Raw genomic sequence first — 13,083 nt, forward strand, 5'->3', positions numbered from 1 at the left:
GCGACCCGCCGGCTCAGACCCGGCCGGCCAGATCGGGAAGGATCCAGTAGTACATCGAGACGATCTCGACACTACGCCCGGGCCGAGGCGCCTGGATCATCATGCCGTTACCGAGGTACAGCGCGACGTGGTAGATCGAGCTCGGGCCACCGTTGCTCCAGAACAGCAGGTCACCCCGGCGGATCGAGCTCATCGACACCGGAGTCGTCGCCTGGTACTGCGCGACGCTCCAGTGCGGGAGCGACTTCCCGGCGGCGGCCCACGCCATCATCGTCAGGCCCGAGCAGTCCCAGGAGCTCGGCCCGGCCGCGCCATAGACGTACGGCTCGCCGAGCTGCGCCCGGGCGAACGCGATCGCCCTATTGACTCCCGTCGCCGGCGGTGTGTTGACCGGCGGGGTGTTCCCGTCGTTGTCCGGCGGGTCGTTGTCGGGCGGGTCGTCGGTACCGCCGTTGTTGTCCGGTGGATCGTCCGTGCCGCCGTTGTTGTCGGGCGGGTCGTCCGTGCCGCCGTTGTTGTCCGGCGGGTCGTCCGTGCCGCCGTTGTTATCGGGCGGGTCGTCCGTGCCACCGTTGTTATCGGGCGGGTCGTCCGTGCCACCGTTGTTATCGGGCGGATCCTCGACGCCGTCGTCGGGAGGCGGAGTGGTGTCGTCGGGCGGTGTGTTCGAGTCGCCCTGCTGCTCCTCTTGCTGTTCTTCCTGCTGCTGCTGCTGCTCCTGCTGCTCCTGCTGGGCCTCCTCGAGCGCGTCCTGCTCTCGCTGCTCCTGCAGGTCGCGCTGACGCTCCCGTACGAGGGACTCGGAGACGCCCTGCGCGGTTGCGAGCTCCGCGATCAGCTCACCGCGCTTGGCGCGGATCGTGGCCTCGGCGTCCTGTGCGGATGCCACGGCGGCGTCGGCGGCGGCCTTCGCGTCGCGTGCCTGGTCGGCGAGGTCCTCGCGCCGGTCGACCGCCCGTGCCGACCGCTTCGCGAGCAGCTCGTACACCTGCTTGCGCGCGTCGTACTTCTGCAGGTCGGCCGACAGCGCGTCGTCGATGCTGTGGTACCCGCTCGCCTGCTCGAGCAGCTCACGTGGGCCGTTCTCGTCGAGCAGCGCCGACAGGCTCTGCAGCGCGGTGTTTCGCGACGCGCTCGCCGCGAGGGCCGACGACATCCGCCCGATCGTGTGGTCGAGCTTGCGCTTCGCGTCCGCCGCAGCGTCGACCCGCCGACGCTCCTCGCGCCGCGACTGTTGCAGCTTGTAGACGGCGCCGTTGTACGCCTCGGCCAGCCGCCCCGCCTCGACACCGAGGTCGACGACCTTCTGCTCCGCGGCGGCGAGCTCGGCCTTGATACTCCCGACGTCGCTCGCGGCCTGCGCGGCATCCGCCTTGGCGGACTGGACCTCGGCACGCGTGGGGGTGTCGTCGTCGGCAGACGCCGTCGTGAGGGACGCGGCACACAACGCGCAGGTCGTGGCGGCCGCAAGAGCGAGCCGGATGCGTCGCGGGCGCGGAGTTCCGCGTCGCGAACGTGGCGATGGACGCACGATGCAGCCCTTTCGGTAGGGACCGAGCCCCTTCCCCAGGACTCGGGCACAACCCCCACGTACGACCCGGGCATCTCCGAGACCGACCGCAGAGGCGCGTACCGATAGGCAACTTAGTCCCCATTCGCCCCAATGGGAACACCTTTCACACAATTAACTTGAATCACACGGCGTGTCGACTTGAGAATTACATTGATGTAGTTTTACTATTCGCGATTTCTCGCGCCCGCACATGACGCCGGCCCCGCCGCACCATTGCGACGGGGCCGTGTCACGGCGCTGCTCAAGCGGTTGCGAGCACGCGCTCATCCCCCTGGGGGGTGCCGAGGATTCCCCGCCGGCGCAGCAACGGCATCACGCCCTCTGCGAACCAGTACGCCTCCTCGACCTGCGGATAGCCCGACATGATGAACTCGTCGATGCCGAGATCGTGGTACTCGGCGATGCGCTCCGCCACCTCCTCGTGACTGCCGACCAGTGCGGTACCGGCGCCGGATCGGACCAACCCGACGCCGGCCCACAGGTTGGGGGCGATCTCGAGGTCGTGCGCCGAGGCGTACGACCGACCGCCGTGCAGCTCGCGCATCCTCTGCTGGCCAACGGATTCGCTGCGGGCGAGCACGGCCTGCGCCTTCTCGACATCGGCAGGATCGAGCCGGTCGAGCCACCCTTGCGCGTGTGCCCACGCCTGCTCGGCGGTGTCTCGCGACAGCGTGTGCAGCCGGATGCCGAACCGGAGCGTACGCCCCTGCGTCCGCGCAAGACCGCGCATCCACTCGATCTTCTGAGCCACGGCCTCGGTCCTCTCACCCCAGGTGAGATAGACGTCGGCATGGCGCGCGGCGACGGGGCCGGCCTCCGCGGACGACCCGCCGAAGTACACGCCTGGGACCGGGTCCGGCCTATCGCGCGTACCGGCCGCCTCGATGCGGTAGTGCTCGCCGGCGAAGTCGTACGGCGCGTTGCTCCAGGCGCCGCGTACGACACTCAGGAACTCGTCGCAGCGGGCGTACCGCTCGGCCTTGTCGAGGTGGTCACCGAACCGCCGCTGCTCCTCCGCCTCGCCGCCGGTCACCACGTTGAGCAGCAGCCGCCCTCCGGAGATGCGCTGGAAGGTGCTCGCCATCTGGGCCGCAAGGGTCGGGCTCAGCAGCCCGGGTCGGAACGCGACGAGGAACTTCAGCCGCTCCGTCTCCCGGGACAGCGCCGCGGCCGTGACGAACGCGTCCTCGCAGGCGGTGCCCGTCGGCGTCAGGACGGCCTCGTAGCCGAGCGCATCGGTCGCCCGCGCGACCTGTGCGAGGTAGTCGAACGTCGGCGGGCGGAACTGCGCCGCCGACTCGTGCCGGGTCTCACCAGCGCGCAGACCGTCGTGGCCGCCGCCGACGAGGGTCCGTCCGTCGCCGCTCGTCGGCAGGTACCAGTGAAACTTGATCGACATAGCCGTCATCATGTCGCGGAACTGCGTATTAAATCAAGCAACTCACTCATATATTCGCTGTGAGGTATCCCCGTGTTTGCCGCAGAGGCGCGATCAGGAGTCGAACGCGTCCAGGATGCGCTGGGCGGCGAGGGCGGCGGTGAGGTCGCCGTCGCGTACCTGCTGCTCGGTCTTCGCCCGGATCGCCTGTACGTCGGGGTCTTGCTCGAGTCGGCCGAGCAGCCGGTCGTGCACCATCGACCAGGTCCAGTCGACCGCCTGCTGGCGGCGCTTCCCGGCGAACTCGCCCGCTTCGGTGAGGATCCGGCGATGTTTCAGGACGGCATCCCAGAATGTGTCGAGCCCGCTCTCGTCGGGAGGGGTCGTCTCGAGCGCACTCGTGGTCAGTACGGGCGGGCGCCACAACGACTCGGGCGGGTGGATCAGCCGCATCGCGCCGGCGAGCTCGCGCGCCGCCTTCTCCGCATCGCGTACGTGTGGACCGTCGGCCTTGTTGACGGCGATGACGTCGGCGAGCTCGAGCACGCCACGTTTGATGCCTTGCAGCTGGTCACCGGTACGCGCGAGCGTGAGGAAGCAGAAGCAGTCGACCATCTTGGAGACCGTGACCTCGGATTGCCCGACGCCGACCGTCTCGACCAGGATCACGTCGAAGCCCGCCGCCTCCAGCAGCACGATCGTCTCTCGGGTCGCCTTGGCGACGCCGCCGAGCGTGCCCGCGGTCGGCGACGGCCGAATGTAGGCGGCGGGGTTGGTCGCGAGGCGCGCCATGCGGGTCTTGTCGCCGAGGATCGAGCCGCCCGTACGCGTGGAAGACGGATCGACGGCGAGCACGGCGACCCGGTGGTCCCGCTCGGTCAGCCGGGTCCCGAGCGTGTCGATGAACGTCGACTTCCCGACACCGGGCACACCGGTGATGCCGATGCGATGACTTCCGCCGGCATTGTCGAGCAGGCGCAGCAACAGCTGCTGCGCAAAGTCATGGTCGTCGGCGCGCGACGACTCGACAAGCGTGATCGCGCGTGCCAGGTCGGCCCGCGAGTCCCGGCGTACGGCGTCGGCCAGCGCGTCGACGTCGACCTGGCGCCGCATCAGCCCTCGTCGTCCTCGAGCGTGAGGTGGAGCTGGGCGGCGAGCGTACGCAGCAGGTCGGCCGCGGCGTCGGCGATCACCGTGCCGGGCGGGAAGATCGCCGTGGCCCCGGCTTCGTACAACGCATCGAAGTCGGCGGGCGGGATGACGCCGCCGACCACGACCAGGATGTCGGAGCGGCCGACCTTCGCCAGCGCGTCGCGCAGCTCGGGAACGAGCGTCAGGTGACCCGCGGCGAGCGACGAGACGCCGATGATGTGTACGTCGGCGTCTGCGGCCTGCTGTGCGACCTCCTCGGGCGTCTGGAACAACGGGCCTACGTCGACGTCGAAACCCAAGTCTGCAAAGGCGGTCGCGATGACCTTCTGCCCACGGTCGTGTCCGTCCTGACCCATCTTGGCGACCAGGATGCGCGGTCGGCGGCCGTCCTCTCGAGCGAACGCCTCGACGAGTCGCATCGCCTCGGCGATGTTCGGCGACTTGCCGGCCTCGTCGCGGTACACACCGCTGATCGTACGGATCTGCGCGGAGTGCCGCCCGTACGCCTTCTCCAGCGCGTCCGAGATCTCACCGACGGTCGCCTTCGCCCGGGCCGCATCGATGCTGCGCGCGAGCAGGTTGTGCTCCGCGCCGGCGCCATCGGCACGTGCCGCCTCCGTCAACGCATCGAGCGCGCGCCGGGTCTCGTCCTCGTCGCGCTCCTCCCGAAGCCGCCGCAGCTTGTCCAGCTGCTCGGCACGTACGCGCGCGTTGTCGACCTTGAGCACCTCGATGTCGTCGTCGCCTGCGGCGGAGTCGACCACGTACTTGTTCACACCGATCACCGGCTGGACCCCGGAGTCGATGCGCGCCTGCGTTCGCGCCGCGGCCTCTTCGATGCGCAGCTTGGGGATGCCCTCGTCGATCGCGCGGGTCATGCCGCCGGCGTCCTCGATCTCCTTGAGATGGGCGCGGGCGCGCACGACCAGGTCGGAGGTGAGCTTCTCGACGTAGTACGAACCGCCCCACGGGTCGATCGGCCGCGTCGTACCCGACTCCTGCTGCAGCAACAACTGGGTGTTGCGGGCGATGCGCGCGGAGAAGTCCGTCGGCAGGGCGAGCGCCTCGTCGAGCGCGTTCGTGTGCAGCGACTGGGTGTGCCCCTGCGTCGCCGCCATCGCCTCGATGCACGTGCGTACGACGTTGTTGTAGACGTCCTGCGCGGTCAGCGACCAACCCGACGTCTGGCTGTGTGTACGCAGGCTGCGCGACTTCGGGTTGGTCGGCTCGAACTGCTCGACCAGCTCGCTCCACAGCAGCCGCCCCGCACGCAGCTTGGCGACCTCCATGAAGAAGTTCATGCCGATCGCCCAGAAGAAGCTCAACCGTGGGGCGAACGAGTCGATCGTCATTCCCGCGTCGAGGCCCGCCCGGATGTACTCGACACCGTCGGCCAGCGTGTACGCGAGCTCGAGATCGGCCGTCGCACCGGCCTCCTGGATGTGATAGCCGGAGATCGAGATGGAGTTGAACCGCGGCATCCGCTCGCTGGTGAACGCGAAGATGTCGGAGATGATCCGCATCGACGGCGCCGGCGGGTAGATGTAGGTGTTGCGGACCATGAACTCCTTGAGGATGTCGTTCTGGATGGTCCCGGCGAGCTGTTCGGGCTTGACGCCCTGCTCCTCCGCTGCGACGACGTACAGCGCGAGCACCGGCAGCACGGCGCCATTCATCGTCATCGAAACCGACACGTTCGACAGGTCGATGTGGTCGAACAGCTGCCGCATGTCGTAGATCGAGTCGATCGCGACACCAGCCATACCGACATCGCCCGCGACCCGTGGATGGTCGGAGTCGTACCCGCGGTGCGTCGCGAGGTCGAAGGCGACCGACAGCCCCTTCTGCCCGGCCGCGAGGTTGCGCCGGTAGAACGCGTTCGACTCGGCCGCGGTGGAGAATCCTGCGTACTGCCGGATCGTCCACGGCTGGTTGACGTACATCGTCGGGTACGGCCCGCGCAGGTACGGCGCCGCGCCCGGCATCGTGTCGAGCGGATGGTTCGCACCGGAGCGGTCGGTGTCGGTGTAGACGGGCAGGATGTCGATGCCTTCGGGCGTCGTCCACGCGTCGGCTGAGGGCCGAGAACCAGCAGTGGTTGGCGTTTCGCCATCGAGGGGTACGTCGGCGAAGCTGCGGATCATCGTGCCACCTCCAGCAGGTCGAGCAGGTGGGTCATCGCGGCGACCACGTCGATGCCCGGCGTGAGGTAGTCGTCTGGCGCGCCTTCGGTCGAGGTGAACCTGCCCGCCGATCCCACCGCGTACACGCGAGCCGCATGCCCAGACCGCAACGCAGCAACGGATTCTGAGCCCATGCTGTCGTACCTGCCGTCGCTGCCACACAGCACCGCCACCTGCAGCCTCGCCTCTCGCGCCGCCTGGGCGAGGGAGTCGCCGTCGTCGACCGGGCCGGACTCGACGACGTCGACACCGGCGCTCGCGAGCAGGTTCTTCGCGTACGTCGCGCGCTGGTTGTGCTCGGCGACGGGTCCGAGGGTGGCGAGGAAGACGCTCGGGCGTACCCCGGCGTCGGCGAGGTGCCGGTCGGATCGGTCACGCATGTCCTCGAACGGCTCGGCATAACGGACGCTGGGCAGCAGACCGCCGTCGGCGGCGGGCGCGGCCTCGACGGGCGGCTCGGCGAGGTTCGGGAACTCGTTGACTCCGGTGACGCTGGTACGCCGGTGCGCGATGTCGTCGGCGCGGGCGGTCCGGGTCGTGGCAACGAGCTCCGCGATCACACCCGCATCGAGGGCGGCGCCGAAGCCTCCGTCGCGCTCGATCTCCTGGAACACGCCCCACGCCTGCCTCGCCAGCGCATCGGTGAGTTGCTCGACGTACCACGACCCGCCGGCGGGATCGGCGACCTTGCCGACATGTGACTCCTCGAGCAGGAGCAGCTGGGTGTTGCGGGCGATGCGGGCGGCGAACCGCTCGGAGACTCCGGGCGCGTTGCCAGGGAGTGCGTGGTCGAACGGCAGCACCGTCACCTCACCGGCCCCGCCGACACCCGCGGCGAACGCCGCCAGGGTCGTACGAAGCATGTTCACCCAGGGGTCACGCTGCGCCATCATCGCGTTGGACGTGACGGCATGCTGGGCAGCGGCTCCGGCGTCCGGCGCCCCGAGTACATCGGCGACCCGCGCCCACGCCCTGCGGAACGCACGCAGCTTCGCGATGCCCGCGAACTGCTCGTCGGTGATCGCGTGCCGGAACTCGATCGCCGCCAGCGCGTGCTCGACGTCGAGTCCCGCGTCGGCGAGTGCGCGTACGTATGCGACACCCGCCGCCAGGCTGGCACCGAGCTCCTCGGCATCGCTGGCGCCCGCGTCGTGGAAGACCGTACCGTCGACGACGAGCGTACGAATGCGTTCGGGGCGCGCTGCCAGACGTACGGCGAGCGCCACCGCCTCGTCGAGCCCGGCACCCTCGACCGGAGAACCGTTGCGGATCTGCAGCGTCCACGGGTCGGCACCGAGCGTCAGCCGGACCTCGCTCCGGTCTTCGACGTCGGCGGAGTCGGCGACCCCCAGCAGCGCCTCGGCCGCCTCCTCGAACGCCGACCCGGCGTCCAGGCGTACCGGCGCGAGGTCGAACAACACACCCTCGAGTGTCGCGGCGACCTCGTCGGGTGCGACGCCGCGGCGACCGTTGGGATCGATCGTGAGCCACACCGAGGTGACACCGTTACGCAGGTCGTCGAGGATCAGCCGGTTGGTGGCGACCGCACCGCCATGCTCACCGTAGTGCGCACACACGCCCCACCCGCCTGCGCCGGCGCGGGCACCGCGGGTGAAGGGCGCATACCCGGGCAGCGGCGGCGCCGCGAGCTCGTCGGCGGGCGTGTACAGCGGCGCGACCGTGGCTCCGTCGTACGTCTCGGCGTCGAGCAGGCGCTCGGGGTCGGTGCCCAGATCCTCGGGCTCGACCTTGCGCTGCTTGGCGAGCACCCCGGCGACGGCGCGCTGCCACGATGCGTACGCAGCGGAATGCTCCGGCGCCGGCTGGGGGTTCATGGGGCCGATGTTACGGCGCATTCACCTCGGCCGTCTCTGTGACGTTCTTCGCAGGTCCCGCGATACGAGACGCCCCTTCCGCATCTGGTTACCCGTCGGTAACGTCGCGGCCATGCTCCGCGCACGCGTCATCGCACTCACCCTCCTCGGCACGCTGCTGGCCGCCGTACTCGTCGCTCCGACACAGGCGGTCGCGGCACAGACCCCGGCCAGCGACGACACCTTCTTCACCTACAGCGGCGACAAACCGCTGCGGGCGTACGAGCCGGGCGCGGTGCTCAAGTCCCGCACAGTTCCGTACCACGTTGCGGGCATTCCGACACCGGTACGCGTCGTGCAGCTTCTCTACCGCAGCGCGGACGCGCAGGGCCGGCCGATCGCGAACGCGACCTCGGTCGTGCTGCCGCCCGGCCCGAAGCACAGCACCCGAGCCGTCGCGTACCAGTCGTTCTACGACTCGCTCAACCCGGCCGACAACCCGTCGCGGATCTTCGCGGGCGACCTGACCTTCGGCGGGCTGATCGCCAACGTCGAGACGGTGTTCCTCGCACCGCTCCTCGCCAAGGGCTATCCGGTGATCGTCGCCGACACCGAAGGGCCGGCGGCCGACTTCGCCGCCGGACCCGAGTACGGCAAGGTGACCCTCGACTCCATCCGGGCCGCTCGCCGCTCGGACGACACCGGACTGAGCCGGCACACCGACATCGGTCTGCTCGGATACTCGGGCGGGGCGATCGCGAGCAACTGGGCGGCCGCGCTCGCACCGAAGTACGCGCCCGGCGTCAACAAGAAGATCGTCGGCGTCGCCGAGGGCGGGCTCCTCGTCGCGCCGGCACACAACCTGAAGTACATCAGCGGTACGACCGGCTGGGCAGGCGTCGCGGCCATGGCCGTCGCCGGTGTCGCCCGCGCGTACGACATCGACTTCGGCAAGTACCTCAGCGACCGCGGCCGCGAGGTGATGGCGAAGATGCAGACGGCGTCCATCGCGAACGTGCTGTTCCAGTATCCCGGCCTGACCTGGGAGCAGCTGGTCAAGCCCCGGTACGCCGACCCGAACTCGGTTCCGGAGTACGTACGCGCGGTCAACAGGATCAACCTCGGATCCCGCCCGTCTCCGACCGTGCCGATGTTCGTCGGTCAAGGAGCGAACGGCATCCTGGAAGGCTCGCCCGGCAACAAGCCGGGCATCGGCCCCGGCGACGGGGTGATGATCGCGGGCGACGTACGCACGCTCGCGCGGCAGTACTGCACCGACGGCACGGCCGTGAAGTACCAGCAGTACAACGCCCTGAGCCATGTCCCGACCGCGCTCGCCTGGGCTCCGACCGCGATGTCCTGGCTGGACGACCGGTTCGCCGGCGTACAGGCGCCGTCGGACTGCGGCTCGATCCCCAAGGGAAATCCGCTCACGCCGGAGAAGGTCAGCTGAGCGCCGCGTCGACGACTGACCGGGCCTCCTCCTGTACCCGCGCGAGGTGGTCGGGGCCGCGGAACGACTCCGCGTAGATCTTGTAGATGTCCTCGGTGCCGGAAGGGCGGGCCGCGAACCACGCCTGATCGGTGCACACCTTCAACCCGCCGATCGCGGCACCGTTGCCCGGCGCCTCGGTCAGCTTGGCGGTGATCGCGTCACCGGCGAGCTCCGAGGCCGTGACCGCCTCGGGCGTCAGGGCCTTGAGCTTCGCCTTCGCCGCGCGATCGGCGGGCGCATCCACCCGTGCATACGCGGGCTCGCCGTACTGCGCGACGAGGCCGGCGTACAGCTCGCTCGGGCTGGTGCCGGTCACGGCCTGGATCTCGGACGCCAGCAGCGCCAGGATGATGCCGTCCTTGTCGGTGGTCCACGTCGTGCCGTCCAAGCGATGGAACGACGCGCCGGCGCTCTCCTCGCCGCCGAAGCACACGCTCCCGTCGAGCAGGCCGGGCACGAACCACTTGAAGCCGACCGGCACCTCCACCAGGCGCCGTCCCAGGCCGCCGACGACCTTGTCGATCATGCCGGACGACACGAGCGTCTTACCGACCGCGACATCGGCGCCCCACTCGCGGTTGCGGGCCAGGTAGTCGATCGCGACCGACAGGAAGTGGTTCGGGTTCAGCAGCCCGCCGTCGGGGGTGACGATGCCGTGCCGGTCCGCGTCGGCGTCGTTGCCCGTCGCGATGTCGTACGAGTCGCGCTGGTCGATCAGCGACGCCATCGCGTACGGCGACGAGCAGTCCATCCGGATCTTGCCGTCGTGGTCGAGCGTCATGAACGCCCACCGCGGGTCGACCTTGTCGTTCACGACGGTCAGCTCGAGCCCGTGGCGCTCGGCGATCGCGCCCCAGTACGCGACGCTGGCACCGCCGAGCGGATCGGCTCCGATGCGTACGCCCGCCGAGCGGATCGCGTCCAGATCGAGCACCGACGGCAGGTCGTCGACATAGTGGCCGAGGAAGTCGTACGCCTGCGCCGCGGCACGGGTCTGCTCGGTCGTCGCACGACGTACGCCGGCGAGACCGGCGCTCAACAGCTCGTTCGCACGCTCCTCGATCCAGCCGGTCGCATCCGTGTCGGCCGGACCACCGTTCGGCGGGTTGTACTTGAACCCGCCGTCGCGTGGCGGGTTGTGCGACGGAGTCACGACGATGCCGTCGACCGTGCCGTGCTCACCCAGCCGGTTGAGCCGCAGGATCGCGTGCGACACGGCGGGCGTCGGCGTGTAGCCGTCGCGCTCATCGACCAGCACGGTGATGTCGTTGCCGACGAGCACCTCGAGGGCGCTCTGCCAAGCGGGCAACGAGAGTGCATGGGTGTCGCGCCCGATGACCAGCGGTCCGTCGTACCCCTGGGCCCGCCGGTAGTCCACGATCGCCTGCGTGGTCGCGAGGATGTGGAACTCGTTGAACGCGCCGTCGAGACTCGACCCGCGGTGCCCGGAGGTGCCGAACGCGACCCGCTGCGCGACGTCGAGCGGATCCGGTCGCAGGTCGTAGTACGCCGCGGTCAGCGCGTCGATGTCGGTCAGGTCTTGCGGCTGTGCAGGCGTACCGGCGCGAGGGTGCATGCGGGCATGGTGGCACACGCCGGCGCGCTATCGCCGCCAGCGTCGGGCGCGCAGCACGGCGTACGCCGCCAGGCCGACCGCCATCGCGGAGAGAGCACCGGTGAGTACCTCGGGCACCCGCTCCGGCACCGGGCGATGGTCCTGCTTGTCCGCAGACGATCCCGCCATCCGCCAGCCCGCGGTGCTGTTCGAGCTCAGCACGGACGCCGAGCTGCCGCCTGAGCCGATCGACGAGACGGACCCGGCCGATCCGAGCGAGGCGATCGACCCCGCCGAGGCAAGGGAGGCGAGCGACCCGGCAGAGCCGACCGACCCGATCGAGCCGCTCGCCGCGACCGAGCAGATCGAGGCGAACGAGTACGACGAGCCGATCGACAGCACCGAGTGCGAGGATCCGATCGAGAGAATGGAGTTGCGCGACCGGAGCGACCAGCGTCCTACGACTCGCACGACACGGCCCGCTCAATGCTGCGGCACTTGTCGGTCCCACTCCCGCCATTGCCGCGATCCTTGGCGCCCCCGCCGTTCAAGCGGTCGCCGCCGGCGAGGCCCCGCAACCGATCACGACCCGCCGAGCCTCCCAGGATGTTGTCACCGGCGCTACCTGTCAGCCGGTCCGGTCCCGACGTTCCTCTTACCCGCTCGAATCCCGGGATGTTGTCTCGGCCGATGTACGTGCCGGTCGCAACCCCCCTTGCCCAGGTGCACGGTCAGACCCCGGCGCCCGTGGGGCGGGTACCAGTACTCGTAGCTCACCAGATCAACGCCGCGACCACCGCGGAAGGTGTCGGGTTTCACCGGCGCCTTGCCGCCGAGACTCGCGCCCTGGACCTTGTCATCCCCCGCGCCGAGGCGTACGTTGCTTCGCCCGGAGCCATTCTTGACGACGTCGTCACCGCCGTTGGTGCGTACGGTATCCCGGCCGTTCGAGAGGTGTACCCGGTCGACGGCTGCGGAGCCGATCACGGTGTTGCGACCCGGACCGGGCGCGACCGTCCAGGTAGAGGCAGTTGCCTCCACCCGGTCGTTGCCCTCCTCGGCGTAGATCGAGATACCCGGGACATTCGAGCTCACCGAGTCATCGCCGTACCCGGCCCAGACCTCCCACGAGCCGGAAACGTGGTTGGACCCCGTATTCGGAAGGGAGATCGAGTCGTCCCCCGGTCCGGAGACGATGTCGAACCTGCCGTTCGCTCGCACCGTGATGGTGTCATCGCCCTTCCCGGTCGCCACGCGCCCCCGGTCGACAACCACCCGGTCGCGCCCTCTGCCGAGTGCCATCGACGCCCTTCCAGGAGCGGTGACACGATCGCCGTGCGGCGTGCCGATGATCCGGAAGGCGCCCTTCAACCGGTCCCGTCCTTGGCCGCGAACCCGACCCTTCGCGAGATCCGCGGTGATGCCGCGATCGGCCGACTCGAACGTCAGCAGGTCCGGGGTTCCCTTGGATGATTCGATCACTTTGTCATCGCCCGGTCCCCCTTGGATCCGGTTCGGGTAGTAGATCGCCGGTCCGGCCCACTGCACCCCGTCTTGCTGGCCGTCGATCGTGTCATCGCCCGGACCCCCGCGAATGGCGTCCTCCGCACGCCCGCCACAGATCACGTCGTTGCCCGCGAATCCGTCGATGGTGTCCTTACCGCCGCGCGCGACGATCACGTCGCGGTGCGGCGTGCCGCGAAGGTCATCCTTGCCGGAGGTCCCGACGATGGTCGCGATGGCGCCGTGACATCTGGGCTTGTCTCTACCGACGGTCTGACCGCTCGCGACTGCCGCCGGCGCGGGGGCCAGTACGACCATCGCGGCGCCGAGGGAGATGAGAGACGTGCTGATTCGCTTCATCGACCCAACATAGCGACGACGCGGATCACCCGCGGACGTGCAGGCGACCGAACTCAGCCGCGCCAGCGCG

10 protein-coding genes are annotated in these 13,083 nt (G+C 69.5%); 1 reads left to right on the plus strand and 9 read right to left on the minus strand.

What is annotated here, in order from left to right; genetic code table 11:
- Positions 1–13 precede the first annotated feature (13 nt).
- The 5 genes from L0C25_RS08070 to L0C25_RS08090 all read right to left on the minus strand — a co-directional run bounded on the left by L0C25_RS08070 (position 14) and on the right by L0C25_RS08090 (position 8,121).
- Positions 14–1,447 (minus strand): C40 family peptidase, encoded by a 1,434-nt coding sequence (locus L0C25_RS08070; RefSeq protein ID WP_271635958.1) that lies wholly within the window; start codon positions 1,445–1,447, stop codon positions 14–16.
- A gap of 367 nt (positions 1,448–1,814) precedes the next feature.
- Positions 1,815–2,972: an LLM class flavin-dependent oxidoreductase gene (locus tag L0C25_RS08075; protein WP_271635959.1), complete on the minus strand. Its 1,158-nt coding sequence runs from the start codon at positions 2,970–2,972 to the stop codon at positions 1,815–1,817.
- A 93-nt stretch (positions 2,973–3,065) separates the two neighbouring features.
- A complete protein-coding gene (gene meaB / locus L0C25_RS08080; RefSeq protein WP_271635960.1) occupies positions 3,066–4,064 on the minus strand; it encodes a methylmalonyl Co-A mutase-associated GTPase MeaB in 999 nt (332 codons plus the stop codon).
- Positions 4,064–6,247, minus strand: coding sequence for a methylmalonyl-CoA mutase (scpA, locus tag L0C25_RS08085; protein ID WP_271635961.1), 2,184 nt, complete (start codon positions 6,245–6,247; stop codon positions 4,064–4,066). The genes meaB and scpA overlap by 1 nt, the downstream gene beginning before the upstream one ends.
- Entirely contained in the window at positions 6,244–8,121 is a 1,878-nt protein-coding gene (locus tag L0C25_RS08090) for a methylmalonyl-CoA mutase family protein (protein ID WP_271635962.1), read from the minus strand. The genes scpA and L0C25_RS08090 overlap by 4 nt, the downstream gene beginning before the upstream one ends.
- Before the next feature lie 112 nt (positions 8,122–8,233).
- Here L0C25_RS08090 and L0C25_RS08095 point away from each other — a divergent pair, with 112 nt between their 5' ends.
- Positions 8,234–9,553, plus strand: a complete 1,320-nt coding sequence (locus L0C25_RS08095; protein WP_271635963.1) for a lipase family protein — start codon at positions 8,234–8,236, stop codon at positions 9,551–9,553.
- Here L0C25_RS08095 and pgm read toward each other — a convergent pair.
- From pgm to L0C25_RS08110, 4 genes are read right to left on the minus strand one after another with little or no spacing between them, the layout of a single operon-like run.
- A complete protein-coding gene (gene pgm, locus L0C25_RS08100) occupies positions 9,546–11,171 on the minus strand; it encodes a phosphoglucomutase (alpha-D-glucose-1,6-bisphosphate-dependent) (RefSeq protein ID WP_271635964.1) in 1,626 nt (541 codons plus the stop codon). The two genes, L0C25_RS08095 and pgm, sit on opposite strands and share 8 nt — an antisense overlap.
- A 27-nt stretch (positions 11,172–11,198) precedes the next feature.
- Positions 11,199–11,621, minus strand: a complete 423-nt coding sequence (locus L0C25_RS08105; protein WP_271635965.1) for a hypothetical protein — start codon at positions 11,619–11,621, stop codon at positions 11,199–11,201.
- Positions 11,609–11,842, minus strand: a complete 234-nt coding sequence (locus L0C25_RS24200) for a calcium-binding protein (protein WP_408641697.1) — start codon at positions 11,840–11,842, stop codon at positions 11,609–11,611. The genes L0C25_RS08105 and L0C25_RS24200 overlap by 13 nt, the downstream gene beginning before the upstream one ends.
- Positions 11,772–13,013, minus strand: a complete 1,242-nt coding sequence (locus L0C25_RS08110) for a calcium-binding protein (RefSeq protein ID WP_271635966.1) — start codon at positions 13,011–13,013, stop codon at positions 11,772–11,774. Before L0C25_RS08110 ends, L0C25_RS24200 begins: the two co-directional genes overlap by 71 nt.
- Positions 13,014–13,083 lie beyond the last annotated feature (70 nt).

Source organism: Solicola gregarius (genome assembly GCF_025790165.1).
Classification (GTDB): Bacteria; Actinomycetota; Actinomycetes; order Propionibacteriales; family Nocardioidaceae; genus Solicola; species Solicola gregarius.